At 72.8% G+C, this 24,304-nt stretch carries 17 protein-coding genes; 10 read left to right on the forward strand and 7 right to left on the reverse strand.

Features of this window, described 5'->3' with window-relative positions; genetic code table 11:
* Positions 1–541: 541 nt before the first annotated feature.
* Positions 542–2,029 carry an FUSC family protein gene (locus ACFYW7_RS28625; RefSeq protein WP_389507469.1) on the reverse strand — a complete coding sequence of 496 codons (1,488 nt, stop codon included), beginning with the start codon at positions 2,027–2,029 and terminating at the stop codon, positions 542–544.
* Positions 2,030–2,268: 239 nt separating this feature from the next.
* On the opposite strand from ACFYW7_RS28625, the gene ACFYW7_RS28630 reads away from it, so the two are divergent.
* The gene (locus ACFYW7_RS28630; protein WP_389507471.1) at positions 2,269–2,745 is read left to right on the forward strand and encodes an Lrp/AsnC family transcriptional regulator; all 477 of its coding nucleotides are present in this window, start codon (positions 2,269–2,271) and stop codon (positions 2,743–2,745) included.
* Between the two features lie 100 nt (positions 2,746–2,845).
* Here ACFYW7_RS28630 and ACFYW7_RS28635 read toward each other — a convergent pair whose 3' ends face one another.
* The gene (locus tag ACFYW7_RS28635; RefSeq protein ID WP_389507474.1) at positions 2,846–3,910 is read right to left on the reverse strand and encodes an NAD(+)/NADH kinase; all 1,065 of its coding nucleotides are present in this window, start codon (positions 3,908–3,910) and stop codon (positions 2,846–2,848) included.
* A 718-nt stretch (positions 3,911–4,628) separates the two neighbouring features.
* On the opposite strand from ACFYW7_RS28635, the gene ACFYW7_RS28640 reads away from it, so the two are divergent.
* The 3 genes from ACFYW7_RS28640 (at position 4,629) to ACFYW7_RS28650 (ending at position 9,426) form a co-directional block, all read left to right on the forward strand.
* Positions 4,629–5,309 (forward strand): class I SAM-dependent DNA methyltransferase, encoded by a 681-nt coding sequence (locus ACFYW7_RS28640; RefSeq protein ID WP_389507476.1) that lies wholly within the window; start codon positions 4,629–4,631, stop codon positions 5,307–5,309.
* Positions 5,310–5,361: 52 nt separating this feature from the next.
* Positions 5,362–7,119: a SpoIIE family protein phosphatase gene (locus ACFYW7_RS28645; RefSeq protein ID WP_389507478.1), complete on the forward strand. Its 1,758-nt coding sequence runs from the start codon at positions 5,362–5,364 to the stop codon at positions 7,117–7,119.
* Positions 7,120–7,866: 747 nt separating this feature from the next.
* On the forward strand, positions 7,867–9,426 hold the full coding sequence (locus ACFYW7_RS28650) for a multicopper oxidase family protein (protein ID WP_389507480.1): 1,560 nt from the start codon (positions 7,867–7,869) through the stop codon (positions 9,424–9,426).
* Positions 9,427–9,536: 110 nt separating this feature from the next.
* Here the strand turns inward: ACFYW7_RS28650 and ACFYW7_RS28655 are convergent, their stop codons facing one another.
* A complete protein-coding gene (locus tag ACFYW7_RS28655; protein WP_389507482.1) occupies positions 9,537–9,923 on the reverse strand; it encodes a DUF4241 domain-containing protein in 387 nt (128 codons plus the stop codon).
* Positions 9,924–10,066: 143 nt separating this feature from the next.
* Here ACFYW7_RS28655 and ACFYW7_RS28660 point away from each other — a divergent pair, with 143 nt between their 5' ends.
* Entirely contained in the window at positions 10,067–10,807 is a 741-nt protein-coding gene (locus ACFYW7_RS28660) for a class I SAM-dependent DNA methyltransferase (protein WP_389507484.1), read from the forward strand.
* A 45-nt stretch (positions 10,808–10,852) separates the two neighbouring features.
* Here the strand turns inward: ACFYW7_RS28660 and ACFYW7_RS28665 are convergent, their stop codons facing one another.
* Positions 10,853–11,275: a secondary thiamine-phosphate synthase enzyme YjbQ gene (locus tag ACFYW7_RS28665; RefSeq protein WP_389507486.1), complete on the reverse strand. Its 423-nt coding sequence runs from the start codon at positions 11,273–11,275 to the stop codon at positions 10,853–10,855.
* A 230-nt stretch (positions 11,276–11,505) separates the two neighbouring features.
* On the opposite strand from ACFYW7_RS28665, the gene ACFYW7_RS28670 reads away from it, so the two are divergent.
* On the forward strand, positions 11,506–12,594 hold the full coding sequence (locus ACFYW7_RS28670) for an NAD(P)-binding domain-containing protein (protein WP_389507489.1): 1,089 nt from the start codon (positions 11,506–11,508) through the stop codon (positions 12,592–12,594).
* A gap of 78 nt (positions 12,595–12,672) precedes the next feature.
* Here ACFYW7_RS28670 and mltG read toward each other — a convergent pair whose 3' ends face one another.
* Together mltG and ACFYW7_RS28680 are read right to left on the reverse strand one after the other, a co-directional pair.
* Positions 12,673–13,521: an endolytic transglycosylase MltG gene (gene mltG, locus ACFYW7_RS28675; RefSeq protein ID WP_389507491.1), complete on the reverse strand. Its 849-nt coding sequence runs from the start codon at positions 13,519–13,521 to the stop codon at positions 12,673–12,675.
* A 44-nt stretch (positions 13,522–13,565) separates the two neighbouring features.
* On the reverse strand, positions 13,566–15,398 hold the full coding sequence (locus ACFYW7_RS28680; RefSeq protein WP_389507493.1) for an ABC transporter ATP-binding protein: 1,833 nt from the start codon (positions 15,396–15,398) through the stop codon (positions 13,566–13,568).
* A gap of 81 nt (positions 15,399–15,479) precedes the next feature.
* Between ACFYW7_RS28680 and ACFYW7_RS28685 the strand changes: the two genes are divergently transcribed.
* A complete protein-coding gene (locus tag ACFYW7_RS28685) occupies positions 15,480–15,935 on the forward strand; it encodes a MarR family winged helix-turn-helix transcriptional regulator (RefSeq protein WP_389507495.1) in 456 nt (151 codons plus the stop codon).
* Positions 15,936–16,044: 109 nt separating this feature from the next.
* Entirely contained in the window at positions 16,045–18,981 is a 2,937-nt protein-coding gene (locus ACFYW7_RS28690; RefSeq protein WP_389507497.1) for an FAD-binding and (Fe-S)-binding domain-containing protein, read from the forward strand.
* Positions 18,982–19,243: 262 nt separating this feature from the next.
* On the opposite strand, the gene ACFYW7_RS28695 is transcribed toward ACFYW7_RS28690, so the two are convergent.
* Positions 19,244–20,002 (reverse strand): L,D-transpeptidase family protein, encoded by a 759-nt coding sequence (locus tag ACFYW7_RS28695; protein ID WP_389507499.1) that lies wholly within the window; start codon positions 20,000–20,002, stop codon positions 19,244–19,246.
* A 223-nt stretch (positions 20,003–20,225) separates the two neighbouring features.
* Between ACFYW7_RS28695 and ACFYW7_RS28700 the strand changes: the two genes are divergently transcribed.
* A complete protein-coding gene (locus ACFYW7_RS28700) occupies positions 20,226–22,091 on the forward strand; it encodes an ABC transporter transmembrane domain-containing protein (protein ID WP_389507501.1) in 1,866 nt (621 codons plus the stop codon).
* Complete coding sequence (locus tag ACFYW7_RS28705; RefSeq protein ID WP_389507503.1) at positions 22,088–23,917, forward strand: ABC transporter ATP-binding protein; 1,830 nt, start codon at positions 22,088–22,090, stop codon at positions 23,915–23,917. The genes ACFYW7_RS28700 and ACFYW7_RS28705 overlap by 4 nt, the downstream gene beginning before the upstream one ends.
* The last annotated feature ends 387 nt before the right edge of the window (positions 23,918–24,304 follow it).

Raw genomic sequence — 24,304 nt, forward strand, 5'->3', positions numbered from 1 at the left:
CCGTGCGGCCTCGCCCGGTCGCTCCGACGGCCTGCCGGCGTGTCCGGCGCGTACGGACCACGAGGCCCCGTGGCGTCCGTACGGTGGCCGCCAGGAACTTCGCGGGCGTCCGGCGGGCCGGTGGCGGCGGGGTGCGTTCCCGGGCCGTCCAGCGGGCGCCCTCGCCGCTGTTCCGGATCGTCACCGGCGCTTTCGTCGCCGCCCTCGCGAAGGCGGATCCGGTCCAGCCAGCCTCCCGGACCGTCGCCTCCGGGATCCGTGCTCGCCGCGCCTCCGGTGTCGGTGGTGCGCTCTTCGTGTGTGGTTCCGCGCGAGAAGTCGCGCATGGTGCCGCCCCCAAGAGTTCCGCCCGCGGGCCGCTCCCGCACGGTCCGCGGCGTCCGTGCGTCCGATGGACGCGGAGCCACCGGGCGGACGCGGTGATCCACCCTGCGGATGGCCGGTAAATCTGCCGCATACCGGGCGTCCGTGTCCACAGATCCCGCTCGGCGGCCGGGAGGCGTACGAAGGCCGGACGCCCGGGGGAGGCGGCCGGGAGACGTCAGGCGCCGACGAGCCGCGAGCCGCGCAGCGGAGTCGCCAGGGCGACGAGCGCCCGCTCCAGGCCGTGGAGGTGGGCGAGCGCCTGCTCGGCACCGGGGTGGTGGCCCGGGGCGCCTTGATGGGCCGCCACGGCTCCTCCCGGAACGGCTCCGACCAGGGACTCCATCGCCGTCTCGACCCGTCGGCAGGCCGCCGTGAGGCGCGCGTCGTGCGAGGCGTCCGGGTCCGCGGCCACGGCGGCGAGACCCCGCACCTCGCGTGCGCAGTCGTCGAGCAGGGCGAGGATCGCGCGGGCCCGTTCCTTGCGCCCCCGCATCGGGTTGAGCGGATGCACCAGGGGCGCGAGAGCCATACGCACGCGCCCCAGGAGTGCTTCGAGCTCCCCCGCGCGCGGCGCGGGGTCGGCCTGGGCGTCGCCCGCGAGCCGCCGGGCCGCCGCCGCGGTGCATTCGTGCACGGCGTGCAGGGCCCGCTCGATCCACCGGTCGGTGACCGTGTGCGTGGTGATGGGCAGGACGAGCGCGACGGCGAGCGCGGCGCCGAGCGCGCCGACACCGGTCTCGGCGAACCGCAGGACGAGCAGCCCCGGGTGCAGCACGCCGAGCAGCCCGTAGAGGAGGCCCGCCATGACGGTGACGAAGAACATCATCCAGCTGTACGAGAGCGCGGCCGTGTAGAAGATCCCGAAGACGCACACCGCGACGAGGACGGCGGTGGGCGCGGGCGCGCCGTGCAGCGGCACGGCGACGAGGAGCCCGGCGACGATCCCGGTGACCGTGCCGACCACGCGCCGGAAGCCGCGGACCAGCGTCTCGCCGCGCGAGGCCGTGTTGACGAAGATCCACCAGGCGGTCCCGACGGCCCAGTACCAGCGGTCGTGGGAGAGCAGCTGGCCCGCGGTGAGCGCGAAGGCGCAGGCCGCGGTCGCCTGGAAGGCCTGGCGGGTGGCGGGGCGCGTCAGGCCGCGTCCGTCCAGGGGCGCCGGCGCGGCGGGCAGGGGCCTGCGCCGCTCGACGCACCAGGCGCCGAACCGCACGGCCGAGGACGCCGCCAGCGACAGCGCGACGGCGGCGTACAGCTGCGGGAGCTGGCCGGGCACGGCGTGCAGGAACTGGGTGGTGAAGAACATCATGAACGCGAAGATGCCGAGCGCGTGGCCGCGCGGTCCGAAGCGGCGGGCGTACACCCCGCCGAAGACCACGGCGAGCCAGGTCGCGTCCCGCAGCGTCGGAACCGCGTGCAGGGCGGTCGCCACGGCGAGGACCGGGAAGCCGGCCACCGGCAGCAACGCGGTGGTGCGGGCCTGGCCGCGCACCGTCGGGTCACCCACGGTGAACAGCGCGAGGAGCGCCGCGAGTCCGCCGGTGATCGACGCGGGGAGCGAGAGCCCGGCCAGTTCGCACAGGGTCACCGCGAGGCCGATCCCGAGGACCGCCCGGAGCGAGATCCGCAGCCGGAACAGTCCCGGATCCGGAGCCATGAACATCTTCTTCACCGTCGGCGGCCCGCCCCACTTCACGCTTCAGTACAGGTTCGGCATGCGCAGCGCACATGCGAAAGGCGCCGCGGGTCCGGTACGGCGTCCTTGCCGTCCGGCGCTGCGCAGCGCCATCGATGACCCCAAGGTAAGCGGCTTCCCTGAACTGGCTCAACCGGCTCGATCCCGGCTGGGCCATTGGTACAGTTGAAAGTGATCATTGTCGGCCACAGGGAGGCCAACGGACCATGGCCGTGGACGAGCTCGACACCCGCATCCTGCGGCTGCTCCTGGAGCAGCCGCGCACCAGCGTCCGCGAATACGCCCGCGTCCTCGGTGTGGCGCGCGGCACCCTCCAGGCCCGGCTCGACCGGCTGGAGCGGGACGGAGTGATCACCGGGACGGGCCCCTCGCTGTCCCCGGCGGCCCTCGGCCACCCCGTCCTCGCCTTCGTCCACATCGAGGTCACACAGGGTCATCTCGACGACGTCGGCGACTCGCTCGCCGCCGTACCGGAGATCATCGAGGCGTTCTCGATCACCGGTGGCGGTGATCTGATCACCCGGGTCGCGGCGCGCGACAACGCCCACCTGGAGGATGTGATCCAGGCGTTGATCAGCGTGCCCGGCGTGGTCCGCACCCGGACCGAGGTGGCGCTGCGCGAGCGCGTCGCGCACCGGCTGCTGCCGCTGGTCGAGTCGATCGGGCGGACCACGAAGAACTGACCGCGCCGCCCCGAAACGGCGGACACCCACGGGGGCGTCCCCACGGGCCGCCGGGCGGCGGTCGCACGGCGGGGACCCGCCGGGACCGGGCCCGTGTCCGTCAGCGCGCCGCCGAGGGCGGGGGCAGGCGGAGCCCGGCGAGGTCCGGCGGGATGGGGGTGTCGGGACGGAAGAAGGGGGCGGCCTCGTCGTCGGCCGCCGTGGCCGGCGCGTCGGTGAGCCGGAACCGGTCGCGCAGCCGGCCGTAGAAGTCGGTGGGGTGGAGCCGGATCAGGCACACGCGCTGCGGCGCCCGGAAGACACCGATCCAGTCGCCCGGGTCGAGTACGCCGCGCAGCTGGCCGTCGATGCTGACGGCGGCCTGGCCCGAGTGGGGCAGCACCCGCAGGGCGACGGGTTCGTCCGGCGCGGCGACCACGCTCCGGTTGAAGGTCATGTGCGGCGCGATCGGCGTGAAGACGACGGCGTCCATGTGCGGGGAGAGCACCGGACCTCCGGCGGCGAAGCTGTAGGCGGTCGATCCGGTGGGGGTGGCGACGGCGAACGCGTCCGCCGAGTACGAGGCGAGCCGCCGTCCGGCGAGGTAGACCCCGACGGCGACCTGGTGGTCCCGGGCCAGCTTCTCCAGGACGACGTCGTTCAGAGCCGTGACGTCCAGGGCCACTCCCCAGCCGTTCCCCTCCGTCGTCTCGTCCCTGACCTGCGGCGGCGGCAGCGCGGGGCCCCGCCCGTAGTGCAGCAGGGACTCCATGCCCCCGGGGATCTCCAGGGCCCGGGAGGCACGCATGGTCAGGGTCATGCGTTCCTCCACCGTGACACGCCCGTCCTGGACCGCCTGCAGAGCGCGGGTGACCTCGGCCGCGGGCACCTCGGTGAGGAAGCCGACCTTGCCGAGGTCGACGCCCAGGACGTTCGCGCCGCTCTTGACGGCGATCCGGGCACCGCGGAGGAAGGTGCCGTCGCCGCCGAGTGTCACGACCAGGTCCGGGTTGCCGGCGGCCTCCGCCTCCGCGCGCCCGCCGCGTCGCTGCTGGTCCTTGGCCCACACGTCGATCTCGGTGCACCGGATGCCCCGGGCGGCGCACCAGGCGTGTACGGCGAGGGCGACGTCACGGGCGGTCGTCCGCCCCTGGTGGACGACCAGTCCGACGCGGTGTACGGGCACAGCAGCCTCCGGTTCCACGCGGGCACGTACCGCAGGCCCGGAGGCTTCGGCCGGCCGGCCGTGACGGCCGTCCGAGCCGGGCCCCCGGGACTGGGGTCGATCCTTCCACGAATGCGACATTCCGGTACGGGACGCGCCGCCCGGCCCCGTCAGGGCCACGAGGGATCCGCGGCCCGGGCGGCCGCCGCCGCGTTCCCGGCGAGCGCGCCGGGGCGTGTCCGGTGACCGCGGGCACCGGACGCCGCCCCCGGCCGGGCATCCCGCCGCCCACCGCGAAACCGGTCACGAACGCGCCGTCACGTTCCCGGCGGGCGCGTCAGGCCCGAGGGCGAGGCGGGGCGGACGCCGCCCTCGGCACCCCAACTCCGTTGACACGGCGTCTACTTCGTCAAGTTCCGTGCCAGGAAGCCGAGTTGGTCTCGCGATCCGATCCGGCCACCCGTACGGCGGACCGGGATCCGGCCGTGTCGCCTCCACCCGGCCACCCCAACGCCCTCTCCCAGAAGGGGAATCATGAAGCGAGGCGGGGCCGGAAGCCGCAGCGGCGGCGCTCTCGTGGACCAAGCAATTTCGGACACTTGGGCATCTCGCCGAACTCTGAACGACTATCGTCTCGAATTGACGTCTCCTGAGCGACCGATCAGGCTCGGAGATCTCGTCATGGTCGCTTTCATCCGCATCCTGAAGCAAACCGACAGGCCCATGAAAGGTTCCTTTCGTGATCAATAGCAATCACGGGACTGATTACGAGAGTGTCCGGCTCGATCGCAGCGGCCAGGCGGAAGCCTTTGACGCCATCGGCGACCGGTACGACGAGGCCTTTCCGCACAAGGAGGGCCAGGTCGAGGCGGGCGAGTGGTTGATCGCATCACTGCCCCGGGGATCGCGGGTCCTGGACCTCGGCTGCGGAACGGGCGTGCCGACCGCGCTCCAGATGACGGACGCCGGGTTCGAGGTCGTGGGCGTCGACCTCTCCGGCGGCATGGTGAAGCTCGCCGGCTCGTACGTGCCCGACGCGACGTTCCACCAGCTGGACCTCGCCGACCTGCGGCCGGGCGGCCCGCGCGAACTCGGCCGCTTCGACGCCGTCGCCGCCTTCTTCTCGCTGCTGATGCTGCCGCGCGCGGAGATCCCCCTCGCCCTGCTGACCATCCGTCACCTCCTCGCTCCCGAGGGCCTGTTCGTCCTGTCGATGGTCGAGGCCGACGTGGACGACTTCTCGATCCCCTTCCTCGGGAACACGATCAGGGTCTCCGGCTATCTGCGGGAGGATCTGCGCAAGGTCATCGAGGCGGCGGGCTTCGAGATCGTCAAGGAGACCTCGTACACGTACGCCCCCGCGGTGGCCGATGTCCCGCCCGAGGAACAGGTGTTCCTCTGCTGCCGAAGGTGTGACTGAGGAGGCCGGTCCCCACCGCGGACCGCGCCACCCATCGGACGGGACAGAACGCGTGACCGAGCATCACACCCCCCACGAGAACACCGCCCCACCGCACGGCCTCCCCTCACCCGCCGCGGCGACCTCATCCGCCACGGCCCCCGAGGACGGCGTACCGCAGACCGACCGCCTGCGGTACCTCGACGTGGCGACACGGCGCATCGCCCGGGGCATGGACCTGGACGAGACGCTCCGGGAGCTGCGACAGGCGGCCGTACCGGCCTTCGCGGACGCGATATCCATCCACCTCGACGACCCGCTGCCGGTGGGCACGGACCGGTCGGCGGCCCCCGTCGTCCTCCGGCTGCACCGCGCCGGCCCGGCGCCGGACACCGAGGGGACCGCCCCGGCGCCGGCCCTCCCCGAAGCCGCCGAGCGGGTCGAACCGGCCGCCAGCGGCCGGCTCGCGCAACTGTTGCGGGACGGGCGTCCCGCGTTCGGTGACGCTCCGGGCAACGCGCCCGCCGTCGCCGAACTGCTCGGCTCCGGGGCGGAGCCGGCGGCGGGCCACCGTCTCATCATCGCCCCGCTGCACGGCCGCCATCACGTCATGGGCGCGGTCGTCCTGCTCCGCGGGGCGGACCGTCCCGTCTTCACCTCCGACGACCTGCTCGTCGCCTCGCAGCTCGCCACGCACACCGCGCTCGGGGTCCAGAAGGCGGTGATGTACGGCCACGAGGCGGCCGTCGCGGACACGCTGCAGCACACGATGCTCCCGTCGTCGCTGCCCGAACCCACCGGCGTACGGCTGGCCAGCCGCTATCTGCCCGCCTCGAAGACCGCCCAGGTGGGCGGCGACTGGTACGACGCGATCCCGCTCCCCGGGAACCGCGTCGCGCTGATCGTCGGCGACGTGATGGGCCACTCCATGACCTCCGCCGCGATCATGGGCCAGCTGCGGACCATCGTGCAGACCCTCGCCGGACTCGACCTGCCGCCCGACGAGGTCCTGCACCACCTCGACGAACAGGCCCAGCGCCTGGGCAGCGACCACATCGCGACCTGCCTCTACGCGATCTACGACCCGATCTCGCACCGCCTGCTGATGGCGAGCGCCGGCCATCCGCCCGCGGTGCTGCTGCACGAGGACGGGCGCGCCGAGGTACTGGGCATCCCGCCCGGGGCCCCGATCGGTGTCGGCGGCGTCGTCTTCGAGTCCGTGGAGATGGCCGCGCCCACCGGCGCGACCCTGGTGCTGTACACCGACGGACTCGTCGAGTCCCGTGACACGGACATCGGAAGCGGTGTCGAGGCGCTGCGGGTCCGGCTCCAGTGCGGCCCCCAGGGGCTCTCCTCGCTGGAAGTGCTCTGCGACCACGTGCTGGGCACACTGACCCCGGGCGCCCGCGACGACGACATCGCCCTGCTCGCCGCCCGGTTCGATGGATTCCCGCCGGACAGCGTCGGCTACTGGTACCTGGCCCCGCACCCGATGACCGCGGGACAGGCCCGCAGGCTGACCCGCAGGGCGCTGCGCCGCTGGGGTCTGGAGTCCCTGGTCGACACGACGGAACTCATGGTCAGCGAGATCGTCACGAACGCCGTGCGCTTCGCCTCGCGGCCGCTGTCGCTGCGGCTGTTGCGCACCGACGTGCTGCGCTGCGAGGTGACCGACGACTCCCCCCAGGTACCCAGGATCCGGCAGACCGGCCTCGGGGACGAGGGCGGCCGCGGCCTGTTCCTGGTCGATCAACTCGCCCTGCGCTGGGGCTCGACGAGGTTGAGCAGCGGCAAGGTCGTCTGGTTCGAGCAGAAGATCCCGGCGAAGTAGCCGCTCGGACGCGGCGGGGCGACGCCGCCGGACCTCCCGTCGCCCTTGACGCCCGTCGCGGGACGCGCCCCTGATCGCCCCCGGGCCACCGCCCGCCGGGGGCCGGGCGCGCGCCCACCGGAGCCGCGCGGACGAAAAGCACCTATACCCGTGCAGGGTATAGTCAATCGTCCTAAGCTCGCAGGAAGTGCGGACGCCCGTGATGACGGTACGAAGGTTGCTCTGGGCCCGGTCGGGCGGCGCCGCCCATGGGGTACGCGCCCTGCTCGTCGTGCTGTTCCTTCTGGCCGCCGTCCCGCTCCACCGTCTGCCCGCCGGCGCGGCCGTCACCCCGGTGCCGGCCGCGTCCGCACCCCACGGCGGGCCGGGAACCGCTTCCGGCGCGGCCCACTCCCCCACGGTCTCGCCGGCGACCGACGCCCCGTCACCCGGTCACGACGGGGCCGCCTCCCGTCGCCCTCACCGTTCCGGATCCCCCGGTCACGCGCGGCTGCACGGCCCGCGGGACCAGTGCCGTACGACTCACTGCGCCGCCCGGATCGGGGACGCCTCCTTCGGCGTCCCGGATCGTCGCGCACACGAGCGCGAGCACCGCGCGCCTCGTACGTCGCACGCCACCCGAGGTGTCACTCCTCTTTCCACCGCGCGCATAGGCCGGGTCCCACGGCTCCGCCCGTCCCACGAGGTCGGCGAGCCGTGCACGGACCGTCCCCGAAGGCCTGTCGCGCATCGAGAAGAGGACTTTTCGTGAACAGTGTCAACCGTCGCTCCGTCCTCGCCGGACTGGCGGCGGCAGGTACCGGCCTGCTCGCCGCCTGCGGCAACGACGCTTCCAACAGCCACTCCCTGCTCAGCCCCTCCGGTCACCGGATCTCCCGAACGGAACGGAGACGGAAGGGCACGGGCCGGGTCCAGTCGCTCAACCTGACCGCCGCGCCCGCCACCCTCGACCTGGGCGGCGGCGTCCTGGCCAAGTCCTGGGCCTTCGGCGGCCGGACTCCCGGCAAGGAGATCCGGATCGGCGCCGGCGACACCCTCGCCGCCGAGCTGTCCAACCAACTGCCCGGCGCCACCACGACGTCCGTCCACTGGCACGGCATCGCGCTCCGCGGTGACATGGACGGCGTGCCGCTGGTGACCCAGGCACCGGTGCGATCCGGATCCAGCTTCACGTACCGCTTCGTCACCAGCGCACCGGGCACGTACTTCTTCCACCCGCACGTGGGGCTCCAGAACGACCGCGGTCTGTACGCTCCGCTGATCGTCGAGGACCCCAAGGAACCGCTGTCGTACGACGACGAATGGGTCGTCGTCCTCGACGACTGGCTCGACGGCGTGACCGGCACACCGGACGAGGCCTTCGCCGAACTGAGCCACGGCATGGCGGGGATGGACATGCGTGACTCCGGACGGGGCAGTACCCCGGCAGCGCCGCCCCCCGGCGCCTCCGCCGGGGAGGACGCGACGTCGAAGTTCCGGCTCGTGGACGCCACCAGCCCCCTGCTCGGCGGCGAAGCCGGGAACGTGGACTACCCGTACCACCTGATCAACGGACGCGTGCCGACCGACCCGACGGTCCACACCGGCAAGCCCGGCAGCCGGGTCCGTCTGCGGATCATCAACGCGGGCAGCGACACCGCCTACCGGGTGGCGCTCGGCGGCCACAAGCTGACGATCACCCACACCGACGGTTTCCCCGTCGAGCACCAGGAGGTCGACGCGCTGCTGGTCGGCATGGCCGAGCGGTACGACGTCCTGGTCACCCTGGGCGACGGGGTCTTCCCGCTCGTCGCGGTCGCCGAGGGCAAGGGCTCCGCCGGGCTGGCCCTGCTGCGCACCGGTTCGGGGAGCGCCCCGGGACCGACGGTACGGCCGGCCGAACTGGACGGCCTGATCGTGACCGCCGCCACGCTGCGCGCGGCCGACGGCGTACGGCTGGAGGAGAAGGAGCCCGACCGGGTCCACCGGGTCACGTTGAGCGGCAACATGGACACGTACGACTGGGCCATCAACGGCAGACGGTTCGACATGGCCGATCCGACCGCGAACCCGCTGCTCGTCGAGGAGGGCCAGCGGGTCCGGCTCGACTTCGTCAACGCCACGCGCATGTGGCACCCGATGCACCTGCACGGCCACACCTACCAGCTCGGCAGCGCCGGCCCGCGCAAGGACACCACCATCGTGCTGCCGAGGACGAAGGTCTCCGTCGTCCTCGACGCCGACAACCCCGGCGAGTGGATGCTGCACTGCCACAACGCGTACCACAGCGAGGCCGGGATGATGGCGGTCCTGGCCTACGGAACCTGAGTCACCGGTTCCCGGTCCGGCGCTGGACACAGCGGTCCCGCGCCGGACCGTGGGACCGGCCGGCCCACCCTCCTGGTGGGCTCGTGGCGGTCACACGGGCCGGAGACCCCTCAGCCACGACGTGACCACCGCGACGGCGACCAGTTCGCCGGCGGCGACCGGCCCGGCCGGACCGGCCAGGTCCCCGTCCCCGTCGGTGCCGAAGCCGTAGGCGTGACCGTCCGGCAGCAGCCGGGGCCGTCCTCCCCGCCGAGTCCCATCTCCCAGGTGACCGCCGGTTCGGCGGTGATCAGCAGACGCGCCACGGGTTCCTCCGTGACCGGGAACCGTCGGCCGTAGGAGTCGCCCTCTCCCACGAGCACGGCCGCCTGGAGCGGATACCCGCCGGGCGGGACACGCGCGGTGAGCTCCCGCGGACCGTCCCGGTCCATGGGGTCCGCGACGACCGGCCGGCCGCTGGGGACCCGGAGCGTCGCGATGTGCCGGATCCGCTCCACCGTCGTCCCGCCCCAGGACTCCGAGGCGAACCGGCTTCCCGGCCGCAGGAGTTCGTTCAGGTCGGGGCCCGGTCCGCCCGGCTGCGCAGCACCCTGGTTAATGCGTCGACAGGACCCACCCGGGACCTCCAGAGTGGGATCCCATGACGAGCAGCGAACTGTGGAGCCGCGCGACCGCCGAACGCTACGACGCCTCTGAGAGCGAGAGGTCCAGCGCCGCCGCGCTCAAACCGACGCTCGACTTCCTCGGTGAACTCGCCGGAGGGGGCAGGGCACTTGAGTTCGCCATCGGAACCGGGCGCGTCGCCGTCCCGCTGCGCGGACGCGGTGTACCGGTCGTGGGGATCGAACTGTCCGAGCACATGGCCGCGGTCCTGCGGAGCAAGGTCGACGCGGACACGCTCCCGGTGACCATCGGGGACATGGCCACGACCGTCGTCCCCGGCGAGTTCTCACTGGTCTACCTGGTCTACAACACGATCACGAACCTGCTGACGCAGGACGAGCAGGTCGCCTGCTTCCGCAACGCCGCGCGCCATCTGGCGCCCGGCGGCCGGTTCGTGATCGAACTGGGCGTTCCTCCGCTGCGGTTCCTGCCGCCCGGGCAGGTCGCCGTACCGTTCGACGTCTCCGAGGCACACCTCGGCTTCGACACCTTCGACCTGGTCGAGCAGGTTCTCGTCTCGCACCACCTCACCCGCGACGGCGACGACGGCCGCTATCGCCGCGGGGCCTCCCGGCACCGGTACGCGTGGCCGGCCGAACTCGACCTGATGGCGCGGATCGCGGGACTCGAACGGGAACGGCGCGTCGCGGACTGGGACGGGACGCCCTTCACCCAGGACTCCACGAAGCACGTCTCCGTGTGGCGCAAGCCGGCCTGAGGCCGGATCACGGCCCGGCGGCGGGCCCCTGCCCGCCACCGGCCGCTAGCCGAGGAACGACAGCCGGACCTGTCGGTGAGGGTTGTCGCGGTTCGTGTCCACGAGGCACACCGACTGCCACGTGCCCAGCTCCAGGCTCCCGTCCACCACCGGGAGGGTCGCGTGCGGCGGAACGATCGCGGGGAGGACGTGGTCGCGGCCGTGGCCCGGACTGCCGTGGCGGTGCTGCCAGCGGTCGTCCTCGGGGAGCAGGGAGTGCAGCGCGGCGAGGAGGTCGTCGTCGCTGCCGGCGCCGGTCTCGATGATGGCGATCCCCGCGGTGGCGTGGGGCACGAAGACGTTCAGCAGACCGTCACGACCCGCCGCGGCCTCGCGGAGGAAGGCCTCGCAGTCGCGGGTGAGGTCGACGACCGCCTCCGACGAGCCGGAGGTGATGTTCAGGACGTGCGTGGTGAAGGCATCGGACATACCCCAATCCTCTCCCATACGACGGGTTCCGCACGTGATCGAGGCCGCCGCTACGACGGGTTCCGCACGTGATCGAGGCCGCCGCGCGGGGAGCGCGGAAGGCTTTCGTCCCAGGTGCCGCGGGTGAGGCGGGACCCGCTCGCGGAGGTCCGCCGGCCGCGGTCCATGGGGTGGCTCACAGCCGGGCACCCGGCGGGAAGATCCCGGGGCCCGGACCGGTTGGCAGGAACGTGAACAGCACCGGAGCACCCGCGCACGAGGTCGACGTGGTCGTCATAGGCGCCGGCCAGGCCGGTCTGGCCGCCGCCCATCACCTGCGGCGCACCGGCTCCGAGCCCGGACGGGACTTCGTCGTCCTCGACCACGCGCCGCGACCGGGCGGCGCCTGGCAGTTCCGCTGGCCGTCGCTGACGTACGGCAAGGTGCACGGGATGCACATGCTGCCCGGCATGGAACTCACCGACGCCGACCCGGACCGCCCGTCCTCCGAGGTCGTCTCGGAGTACTTCGCCGCCTACGAGCACGCCTTCGACCTTCGGGTGCGCAGGCCCGTCGACGTCAGGGCCGTCCGGGAGGGACCCGGCGGACGGCTGCTCGTGGAGAGCGACGACGGAACGTGGTCGGCCCGGGCCCTGATCAACGCGACGGGCACTTGGGACCGCCCGTTCTGGCCCCTCTATCCGGGCCAGGAGACGTTCCGGGGACGGCAGTTGCACACGGCGCGGTATCCGGGCCCCGAGGCGTTCGCCGGGCAGCGCGTGGTCGTGGTGGGCGGCGGCGCTTCCGGCACCCAGCATCTGATGGAGATCGCCGCCCACGCGGCCGGGACCACCTGGGTCACCCGGAGCGCCCCCGTGTTCCGCGAGGGCCCCTTCACCGAGGAGTTCGGACGGGCCGCCGTCGCGCTCGTCGAGGACCGGGTCCGGCGGGGACTTCCGCCGCGCAGCGTGGTCTCGGTCACCGGGCTGCCGCTGAACGACGCGATCCGGCGGGCGCTGGCGGACGGTGTGCTGGACCGGCGGCCGATGTTCGAGCGGATCGTCCCGGACGGCGTGGAGTGGGCGGACGGGCGGCGCGTGGACGCCGACGTGATCCTGTGGGCGACCGGTTTCCGGGCCGCCATCGACCATCTGGCACCGCTGCGGCTGCGCGAGCACGGCGGCGGCATCCGGGTCGAGGGGACGCGCGTGGTCGCCGATCCGCGGATCCACCTGGTCGGCTACGGGCCGTCGGCGAGCACGATCGGTGCCAACCGGGCCGGACGGGCCGCGGTACGGGACATCAGGCGACTGCTGGCGGACACGTCTGTCGCCGCGTGAGGCCCTGGAGCCCGGCGCTCCGCGCGTGGCACGGAGTCAGTGCGTGGCCCCTAGGGGGCCGTGCGCGGGGCACCCGGCTCACCGCGTGGGAGAGACGGCGGGGGACGCGCGTTTCTGGTTGCGGTTGAACTCGGCGACATTGCGCTGGTGCTCCTCGTATCCGGCCGCGAACCGCGTGTCGCCCGGCTTGACGGTGACGAAGTACAGCCAGTCGCCCGGGGTCGGGCTGATCGCGGCGCGCATCGCCTCCTCGCCGGGGTTGGCGATCGGTGTGGGCGGCAAGCCCATGCGCTGGTACGAGTTGTAGGGGCTGTCGAGCTTCGTGTCGCGCTGTGTGGTGTTCAGCGTGGAGCGGTTCAGGGCGTAGTTGATCGTGGAGTCCATCTGCAGGGGCATGCCGCGCGCCAGGCGGTTGAAGACGACCCGTGCCACCTTGCCCATGTCCGCCTTGGTCGCCGCCTCCGCCTGCACGATGCTCGCGACGGTGACCGCCTGGTAGACGTTCATCGCGTTGCGCTGGGCGCCCGCGGCCATCGGCGCTCCGTTGAACTTCTTGTTCGCGGTGTCGACCATGAACGTCAGCAGTGACTCCGGGGTCGTCCTCCCGCCGAGCGGATAGGTCGCCGGGAAGAGATAGCCCTCGGGGTTGCCCGCGGCGTCCTTCGGGAGCTTGAGCCCGGCCTTGCCGACGGACTTCTTGGTGGTGCCCCGGGGCACCCGGAGGGCTTTGTCGACGGCCTCGTAGACCTGGCCGGAGCGCCAGCCCTCCGGAATGACGAGCGCCGTCGGGGACCCGTCGTCGTTCCCGAGGATCAGCAGCGGCACCGCCACGGCGGTGGCCGCCACGACGGCCCCGGTCGCGATGAGGGCGACCCGGCCCCGGCGCGTCAGTCGGATCGTGTTCCGTGGCGGAGTTCTGGTCTGCATAACGGGCACGGTAACCCGCCAATGCGCCTAAACCCGGCATATCGTCATCTTGTCGGCTCCAGTTGGGCGTCCCGGTGGACGAGGGCCGCGTATCGCCCCTGCTGGGCCAGCAGTTCCTCGTGCGTGCCGCGCTCGACCGCGCGGCCCGCGTCGAGGACCACGATCTGGTCGGCTCCCCGGATCGTGGACAGCCGGTGCGCGATGGTGAGGGTGGTGCGGTCGGCCGACAGGGCGTCGATGGCCTCCTGGACGGCGTGCTCCGTGCGGGTGTCCAGGGCGCTGGTCGCCTCGTCGAGGATGAGCACGGGCGGGTCGCGCAGGATCGTGCGGGCGATGGCGAGGCGCTGCTTCTCGCCGCCGGAGAAACGGTGGCCGCGCTCGCCGACGACCGTGTCGTACCCGTCGGGCAGCGACGCGATGTGGTCGTGGATCTGCGCCGCCCGTGCCGCCGCGCGCAATTCCTCGTCGGTGGCGTCCGGCTTGGCGAAGCGCAGGTTCTCGGCGATCGAGGCGTGGAAGAGGTACGTCTCCTGGGAGACGACGCCGACCGCGCGCGCGAGCGTGTCGAAGTCGAGTTCGCGGACGTCGACCCCGTCCAGGGTCACGCGCCCGCCCGTGACGTCGTACAGCCGCGGCACCAGGTGGCTGAGGGTGGACTTGCCGGAGCCGGTCGGCCCGACGACGGCGAGGCTGCCGCCGGCCGGGACGGTGATGTCGATGCCGTCGAGGACCGGGGCGCCCTTGCCGTCGTAGCGGAACTCGACGTCCTCGAAGCGGATCTCACCCTTGACCTCGTCGAGGTGGACGGGGTCGGCGGGCTCGGTGATGTCGACGGGCAGGTCGAGGTACTCGAAGATGCGCTGGAACAGCGCGAGCGAGGTCTGGATCTGCACACCCGTGGACAGCAGGCTGACCGTCGGCCGGAACAGGCCCTGCTGGAGCGAGACGAAGGCGACGAGCGTACCGATCGATATGGAGGGGCCGCCGAGCTCGAGGGCGACGCCCGCGGTCCAGTAGATGACGGCGGGCATGGCGGCCATGACGATGCCGATGACGGACATGCGCCAGCGCCCGGCCATGTTCGACCGCACTTCGAGGTCGACCAGACCCTCGGACTCCTCGGCGAAGGACTTCGTGAGCGAGTCGGCCCGGCCCATGGTGCGCCCGAGCAGGATGCCGCTGACCGAGAGCGATTCGGTGACGGTGGCGGCCATGGCCGCCATCTGCTTCTGGCGCTGGGTGGTGATCTTCCGGCGTTCGTTGCCGACCCGGCGGCTGATCCACACGAACACCGGCAGCAGGAGCAGGGAGACGACGGTCAGACGCCAGTCCAGGGCCACCATCGCGACGATCGTGGCGACCACGCTGGTGAGGTTGGAGACCAGCGAGGTGGCGGTGGAGGTGACGGTCGCCTGCATGCCGCCGATGTCGTTGGCGATGCGCGACTGGACCTCGCCGGTCCGCGTCCTGGTGAAGAAGGCCAGCGACATGCTCTGCAGACGCCCGTAGACCGCGGTGCGCAGGTCGTGCATCACCCGCTGGCCGACGGTCGTGGAGATCAGCGTCTGCAGGACTCCGAAGACCCCGCTCAGGACGGCGCTCAGGATCATGCCGAGCGCCAGCAGGGTCAGCAGGCCCGTACGGCCCTGGGGGATCGCCGTGTCCAGGATCGCCTTCAGCAGGAAGGGCGTGGCCACGGAGACGAGGGACGCGGCGCCCACCAACAGGCCGACGATCGCGAGGCGGCCGCGGTAGGGCCGGAAGAGACTCAGGATGCGGCGCACCTGCCGTGGTTGTTCCTTGTCGGCGGGTGGCGGGCTCCAGCTTGACGGGTCGGGACGCAATGGACTCCTAGGGAAACGGGACGACGGGGACATCAGGGAGGATCCGACGACTGACGGAGCCTAGCTCATTGTTACCTATACTCACAATGAACGGCATCCTGATATTGTTCCCGCATGACCACCCCCGATGCCGACGGCCTGCTGGCCGAGCAGCTGCTGCGCCTGACGCGCCGCGTGCACCGCATCCAGAAGCGCCATCTGGAGCAGCGCGAGCTGGGCATCACCCCCGCCCAGTCACGGCTGTTGCGCACCCTCGCGCACTACAGCTCGCCGCCCCGCATGGCCGATCTCGCGGAGCGCCTCGAGGTGGTGCCGCGTGCCGTGACCACGCTGGTCGACGGCCTGGAGGCGAGCGGCAAGGTGCGCCGGGCACCGGACCCCACCAACCGCCGGGTGATCCGCATCGAGGTCACCGACGACGGGCGCGAGGCGCTGCGGGGACTGCGCGCCGCGCGCCGCGGCGCCGCGGAGGAGATCCTGGCTCCATTGACGGACGAGCAGCGCGAAGTGCTCGGCGGGCTGCTGGACACCCTGGTGGACGGCGTGCCGAGGGCGGAACACCGCTGCTGAGCCGGTTCGGGCGGAACACCGCCTCTGAGGCGGCTCGGGAGCGGGACGCCGCCGGGCCGCCCGGGCGCGGGCCGGCGCCGCTCGGCGAGCCCGTGAGGAGTGGTGCGCGATGCCTCTGCTGGAGCCCGACCCCGACGCGCTGCGACCCGGCCCGCGTCCGGAGGCCCCGGCGGCCGACCGGGTCCCCGAGGACCGGGCCGGGGGCACTCCCGAGCCATTGCGCGGCGACCTGATCGCGCTGCTCGGCTCCGACAAGGTGCTGACCGGGATCTCCGATCTCGTGCGCTACGCCTCCGATGCCAGCCCCTACCGTTTCGTGCCGCGGGTCGTCGTGGTCCCCGAGGACATCGACGACGTCTCGGCCGTGCTCTCGTACGCGCACGGCAAGGGCCGCGAGGTGGTCTTCCGCGCGGCCGGGACCTCGCTCAACGGCCAGGCGCAGGGCGAGGACATCCTCGTCGACGTGCGCCGGCACTGGACGGGGGTCGAGGTCCTCGACGGCGGCGCGCGGGCCCGTATCGCGCCGGGCACGACCCTCGCCCGCGCCAACGCCGCGCTCGCCCGGCACGGACGCGTGCTCGGCCCCGACCCGGCCAGCGCGATCGCCTGCACGGTCGGCGGTGTGGTCGCGAACAACGCCTCCGGCATGACGGCGGGCACCACCCGCAACGCCTACGTCACCCTCGCCTCGCTCACGTTCGTCCTGCCGACCGGCACGGTCGTGGACACCGCGGAGCCGGACGCCGACGAACGGCTCGCGCACGCCGAACCCGCCCTGTGCGCCGGACTCATGGAACTCAAGGCGGAGATCGAGGCCGATGCCGCACTCGCCGCCCGCATCCGCGCCAAGTACGCCATCAAGAACACCAACGGCTACCGTCTGGACGCCTTCCTCGACGGCTCGACGCCCGTCGGGATCCTGCGCGGCCTGATGGTCGGTTCGGAAGGCACCTTCGGCTTCATCTCGGAGGTCGTCTTCGACACGCTGCCGCTGGACCGGCGGGTCTCCGCCGCGCTGCTCTTCTTCGGCTCGCTGCCGGCCGCGGCCGCCGCCGTCCCCCTGTTCACCGCCGCGGGCGCCTCGGCGGTCGAGCTGATGGACGGCAACACGCTGCACGCCTCGGTGAGCGTCGAGGGCGTGCCCGGGGACTGGGCCGCCCTCCCCGGCCCGACGACCGCACTGCTCGTCGAGTTCCGCGCTCCGGACGAGGCCACGCAGGAGGCCTGCGAGGAGAAGGCACGCGCGGTGCTCCGGAACCTCCCCCTCGTGGCGCCCGCGCCCTCGGTGACGAACTCGCTCACCCGTGACCAGCGGACCGTCTCGGGCTACTGGAAGGCCCGCAAGGCGTTCGTCACGGCGGTCGGCGGCGCGCGTCCGTCCGGCACGACGCTGATCACGGAGGACTTCGCGGTGCCTCCCGAGCGGCTCGCCGAGGCCTGCGAGGCACTGCTGGAACTCCAGACCCGGCACGGCTTCGACGCCGCCGTCGCGGGCCACGCCGCCCACGGCAATCTGCACTTCCTGCTGGCCTTCGACGCGTCCAGACAGACCGACGTGGAACGCTACGCCGCCTTCATGGACGAGTTCTGCCGGCTCACCGTCGAGCGCTTCGACGGCTCCCTGAAGGCCGAGCACGCCACCGGACGCAACATCGCGCCGTTCCTGGAACTCGAATGGGGTCCCAGGGCAACGGAGTTGATGTGGCGCACGAAGCGGCTCATCGATCCGGACGGGGTGCTCGCGCCACGCGTCGTGCTCGACCGTGACCCGCGGGCACACGTACGGGGCCTGAAGACGATCCCGCGGGTCGAGGCGATCGCCGACCCCTGCATCGAGTGCGGCTTCTGCGAACCGACCTGCCCCAGCCGGGACGTGACGACCACACCACGCCAACGGATCGTGCTGCGCCGGGAGATGATGCGCCAGCCCGACGGCTCTCCGGTCGAGGACGGCCTCCTGGAGGCGTACGGCTACGACGCCGTGGACACCTGCGCGGGCGACTCGACCTGCAAGCTCGCCTGCCCGGTCGGCATCGACACGGGCGCCCTGATGAAAACGTTCCGGCACGTCCGGCACTCGCCGCGCGAGGAGAAGGCGGCCGCGCTCGCGGCGCGGAACTTCCGCGCGCTCGAATCCGCCGCGCGCCTGGCCGTCGCCGCCGCCGACCGGACCGGCGACCGGTGGGTCACCGCCGCGACGCGCGCCGCCCGCAGGGCCGTTCGCCCGGATCTCGTGCCCGAGTGGCTGCCACGGATGCCGGGAGCCGCGGCCCCGGCCCTGCCCGGTACGGCGCGCGTGGGAGCCGTCGCCGTCTACTACCCGGCCTGCGTCAACCGCGTCTTCGCCTCCCCCGGGGACGTCCCGCTCGCGCGGGCCGTCGTCACGGTGTCCGAGCGGGCGGGAAGGCCGGTCTGGATCCCCGAGGACGTCAAGGGAACCTGCTGCGCCACCATCTGGCACTCCAAGGGGTACGACGCGGGCAACGCCGTGATGGCCAACCGGATCGTCGAGGCCGCGTGGGGCTGGACCGCCGGCGGCAGACTGCCGCTCGTCGTGGACGCCTCGTCCTGCACGCTCGGCATCGCGCGGGAGGTCGTACCGTATCTGACCCCCGACAACCGGGAGTTGCACGCGGAGCTGACGGTCGTCGACTCGCTGGTCTGGGCCGCGGAGCTTCTCCCCCGCCTCACCGTGCACCGCACCCTCCGCTCCGCGGTGCTCCACCCGACGTGCTCCATGCGGCACTTGGGCGACGAGGCACAACTGCGGTTGGTGGCAAAGGCCTGTGCCGACGAGGTGGTCGTGCCCGACGACGCCGGGTGCTGCGCCTTCGCGGGCGACCGCGGGATGCTCCACCGGGAACTCACGGAGTCGGCCACCCGCGAGGAGGCGCGGTTCGTGACCTCCCGCGCCTTCGACGCGCATCTGTCGGCGAACCGCATGTGCGAGGTGGGCATGGATCACGCGACGGGCCGCGGCTACTACTCCGCGCTGATCGCGCTCGAACACGCGACCCGTCCCTCGACGGGCGACCGGTCCGGGTGAACCGGTGCTGAGGGGTGAGGGGGAGGTGAACCGGTCGGGGCCCTGAACCGCGGACTCCACAGACTCGACGGAGTCCACCGGCTCCGTTGGCCCCGTTGACCGCGTGGGGCCGTGGGGCTGCAGGGCCGTGGCCGCTGGAGCGACCTGCCGGCCGGCCCGGGGCACGGGGCCGGAGGGGCGTCATGGGCCCCGGGGCGTCCGGCGCGTCCCGCCACCGCCCTGCCGACGGTCTCCAGCGCGACCCCGCCCGACGGGATCCCGCCTACGCCTTCAGGTCGGCCTTGTCCCCCATCACCACGACCGGATGCTGGTCCGGGTCGAGCGTGCGCAGCAGGTACTCCATGGCCGGCTTGGAGAGGCTGACGCACGCCGAGGTGCCGCTGCCGTGGTCCATGTGCAGCCAGATGCCCCCGCCCTTCTCGTCGCCCCACGGGCGGGTCGGGTCGTTCGGCGGATTGCCCTTGAGCCGGTTGTAGTCGATGGCGATGACGTAGTCGAAGTCGTGCCAGTGCGACTTCGCCCAGTAGTGCGGCGCCTGGAAGCCCTCCGACTGCGTGTAGGGGAGCCGGGCGCCCGGGTCGTCGAGCACACCGCCCGCGTCGCTGAGCGTGAACACGCCGACCGGGCTGCGCTTGTCGTCCTCGTGATGGTCGGTGGTCCAGCCCCGCTTGCCGTTGTGCGCGGCCCAGCTTCGGGTCTTCTCCCAGGTCGTACCGGACTTCGTGTAGAGCACGGCCGTCGAGCTCGCCGAGTCCTTGCCCTCGCCGTAGACCGCCACGACCTGACGGGACTCGGACGGGATCTTCTTCTGGAGCCGGTCACCCACATCGGGGATGCGTTTCGGGTCGGCCGCGGGCGCGCTCGTCCGGGCGGCTCCGCCACTCGTCCCGGAGTGCCCCTTCACACCGCTTCCGCCGCCGTCCGCGGGGCCGCCGCAGGCCGACAGGGTGACGGCGACGGCCCCACAGGCCACCGCGCCGAGCCCCTTACGCATCGCACCGTTCATTCGCATGCCGTCCATCCTCGCACCACGAACCGAACGAATCGGTCGCCCCGGATCCCGGCAGGCCTCGGCCGGTTGGGCCGGTTCCTTGCCCTGGAGCGGAAAACCGTTTGCTTTCGACCACGCTGCGACGCGAACCTTTCACGGTTTGTTGCCGGTCCCCACGACCGGTCCCCACGGCCCGGACGGCTGCCGAACTCCGCGCCTCCCTCCACCCCTTGACACGAGCCACTGGGACGCCATGCAGATCCAAGACCTTCCGTATCCCGACCCGGGTGTGCCGGACGCGCGCTCAGGGCCCCGATTCCTGTGGTGGCTCGGGCGAAATCAGCTCGGCGGTCAGCTCAAGGCCTTCGCTTGGGGACTGCTGCACTTCGTCGCCGTCTGCACCCTGCCGTACTGCGTCGGTCTGGCCGTCCAGGCCGTCATCGACCACTCGGGCTCCCGACTCGCCCTGACCGGCGGTCTCATGGTGCTGTGCGGCGCGTGCATCGCCCTGGGCGAGACCATGCTGCACCGCACGGCCGTCACCAACTGGATCACCGCGGCCGCACGCGTGCAGCAACTGCTGGCCCGCGGAACCGCGCAGGTCGGCTCGTCGCTGACCCGCCGGGTGGCGGCTGGTGAGGTGGTCGCGGTCTCCACCGGCGACGTCGAGAAGATCGGCTGGTTCGTGGAGGCCGTGTCGCGGTTCACGGCGGCCGCCATGACGGTGGTCCTGGTCTGCGTCGGGCTGGTCGTCTACCAGCCGGCGCTCGGTGTGATCGTCGCCGTGGGCGTCCCCGTGCTCGCGGTGGCGGTGCTGCCGCTGCTGCCGCGTGCCACCCGGCGCGCCGACATCCAGCGGGAGAAGGCGGGCCGCGCCACCGAGCTGGCCTCCGACACCGTCGCGGGCCTGCGGGTGCTGCGTGGCATCGGCGGCGAGGAACTCTTCCTCGACCGCTACCGCCGCGCCTCCCAGGAGGTCCGCCGGGCCGCCGTGCGCAGCGCCCGCATGTGGTCGCTCATCTCGGCGATCCAGGTGCTGCTGCCCGGACTGCTGATGATCGCCGTCGTCTGGCGCGGGGTGCTGCTGGCCCGCGACGGCCGGATCACGGTCGGCGAACTGGTCACCGTGTACAGCGCCGTCATGCTCCTTACGTACCCTTTGCGGCATTTTGAAGAGATCGCGATGGCTTATTCCTTCTCGCGCCCGTCGGCCAGGCGGGCCGCCGGGGTGCTGGCCCTGGAACGGGCGGTCGACAGCGACGGCTCGCGCGCGGCCGAGGTCCCGAGCGGCGATCTGTACGACCCCGTGACGGGGCTGCTCGCTCCCGCGGGGCGGTTCACCGCCGTGGTGTGCGGCGATCCGGACGCGGCGGGGCTGCTGGCCGAACGGCTCGGCGGTCACGCGTCCGCAGGGGACGACGAGCCCGTCGCGGGTGTGTCGCGGAGCGGCTCGGTGGTCCTCGGGGGCGTACCGCTGGACGAGCTGCCCCTGGACTCCGCCCGCACCGCGGTCCTCGTCCAGGACAAGGACCCCGTCCTGCTGTCCGGCTCGCTGCGCGAGCTGCTCGACGTGCCCGCCTCGGGACTCGTAAGCGCCGAGGCGGCGCTGGCCGCCGCGCAGTGCGGTGACGTGCTGGACGCGCTCGCGCAGGGCTCGGTGGACGCCGGGGACCCGATGGACGCCCGCGTCACGGAACGCGGGCGCTCGCTGTCCGGCGGCCAGCGCCAGCGGCTCGCGCTGGCGCGGTCCCTGATCACGGACCCGGAGGTGCTCGTCCTGGACGAGCCGACGTCCGCGGTCGACTCCCACACCGAGGCCCGGATCGCCGACGGCGTGCGGTCCCTGCGGGCGGGGCGCACGACCGTGGTCTTCACCTCCTCACCGCTGCTCCTGGACCGGGCCGAGCGGGTCGTCCTGGTCCACGACGGGGAGGTGGCCGCGGTCGGCGTGCACCGGGAACTGGTGCGTGACGAGCCGCTCTACCGGGCCGTGGTGACCCGGGAGACCGACGAGGAGACCGCCGCGAAGGCCATGGCCGAGGCCGCTCTCGGCGGCGTGACCGCGGACGACGAAGCCGTTCTGGACGGCGTACTGGAAGAGATCGAGGAGACCGCATGATCGGCGTGGCGCCACCGGCGTACGACCCGGCCGCCCCGACGACGGCGAACACGCTGCCCGTCGGCGCGCCCGCGACCGTACGCGCCTACGTGACCGAACTGTTCCGACGGCACCGCAGGGCGTTCCTGGTCCTGATCGCCGTCAACACCGTGGCCGTCGTGGCCTCGATGGCCGGGCCCTATCTGCTGGGCTCGCTCGTCGAACGGGTCTCGGACCACGCGCGCGAACTCCATCTGGAGGCCACCGCCGCCCTGTTCGTCGTCGCGCTCGTCGTCCAGGCCGTGTTCGTACGGCAGGTACGACTGCGCGGTGCCGTGCTCGGCGAGCGGATGCTGGCCGATCTGCGCGAGGACTTCCTCGTGCGGTCGGTCGGACTGCCGCCCGGCGTCCTGGAACGGGCCGGGACGGGCGACCTCCTGTCCCGTATCACCACCGACATCGACCGGCTCGCCAACGCCATGCGCGAGGCCGTGCCGCAGCTGGCCATCGGTGTCGTGTGGGCGGCGCTGCTGCTGGGCGGCCTCGCCGTGACCGCCCCGGTGCTCGCCCCCGCGGTGCTGGTCGCCGTTCCGCTGCTGGTGGTGGGATGCCGCTGGTACTTCAAGCGCGCGCCGTCCGCGTACCGCTCGGAGGCGGCCGGTTACGCCGCCGTCGCCGCCGTTCTCGCCGAGACGGTCGACGCCGGTCGCACGGTCGAGTCGCACCGCCTGGGCAGGCGCCGCATCGAACTGTCGGACCGCCGGGTCCGGGAGTGGACGGCGTGGGAGCGGTACACGCTCTGGCTGCGGTCGGTCCTCTTCCCGGTCGTCAACATCACTCATGTGACGGTGCTCTGCTCGGTCCTGATGATCGGCGGGTTCCTCGCCCTCCACGGCTGGATCGGAGTCGGCCAGCTGACCACGGGTGCGCTGATCGCGCAGATGCTCGTCGACCCGGTGGGACTGATCCTGCGCTGGTACGACGAGCTCCAGGTCGCCCAGGTCTCGCTGGCGCGGCTGGTCGGGGTCCGGGACATCGAGCCGGACGCGGGTGACCCGACGGTGGCGCCGGACGGACGTGACGTCCACGCGGACCGGGTGCACTTCGGCTACCGCGAGGGCGTGGACGTCCTGCGCGAGGTCTCCCTGGCGGTCGCTCCCGGCACCCGGCTCGCCCTGGTCGGCCCCTCCGGCGCGGGCAAGTCCACCCTGGGCAGGCTGCTCGCCGGGATCTACGCGCCCCGGGACGGCCGGATCACCCTCGGCGGCGCCGAACTGTCCCGGATGCCCGCCGAACAGGTCCGCTCGCACGTGGCCCTGGTCAACCAGGAGCACCACGTCTTCGTGGGCTCCCTGCGCGACAACCTGCTGCTCGCCGTCCCGCGCGCCCGGCTCGGCGCGGACGAGGGAGCACCGGCCGAAGCTCCGGCCGACGCCGTCGACGCCCGCTTGTGGGCGGCACTGGGCGCGGTGGACGCGGACGGCTGGGCGCGGGCGCTGGACGACGGCCTCGCCACCGAGGTCGGCTCGGGCGGGTTCGCTCTCACTCCTGCCCAGGCCCAGCAGATCGCGCTGGCCCGGCTGGTACTGGCCGACCCGCACACACTGGTCCTGGACGAGGCGACCTCCCTCCTGGATCCCCGGGCGGCCCGCCATCTGGAGCGCTCGCTGGCCCGTGTCCTCGACGGCCGCACCGTCGTCGCCATCGCCCACCGGCTCCACACCGCCCATGACGCCGACGTCATCGCCGTCGTCAAGAGCGGCCGCATCAGCGAACTCGGCAGCCACGAGCAACTGGTCGCGGCGGACGGCGCGTACGCGGCGCTGTGGAGGTCCTGGCACGGGTGAGCGCGGGGCGGCGGCGAGGGTGCGGGCGGTGCCCTTCCTGTCCGGTTCCTGTCCGGCGGTCATCCTGACCTCCGGCCGTCACGCCGGTCCGCCCCGCCCACGTGGCATGCCGGAGCGGCGCGGCCCCGTCCGCCCGGCGTGCCGCCGCGACTCCGTCCCACCGTTCGGTGGGCGGGCACGGGACCGGCCCCGGCGGTGGGCGTCCGGTGCTGTGCCGCCGCCCGCCGGCGACAGGGTGGCACCGGTCCCCGGCGCACCCAGCACAAGGCCGGCGGGACCGCATCTCGGGCCTCGGTCGGGCCCCAGGACGCGGCTCGTCGACCTCTGTGGCGTTGCGCGCTGCCGAAGGGGGGTGGAACCCTGGACATGGGCACCCGCTCGGGGGAC

The sequence above is a fragment of the Streptomyces sp. NPDC002580 genome, assembly GCF_042889485.1.
Taxonomy (GTDB): Bacteria; Actinomycetota; Actinomycetes; order Streptomycetales; family Streptomycetaceae; genus Streptomyces.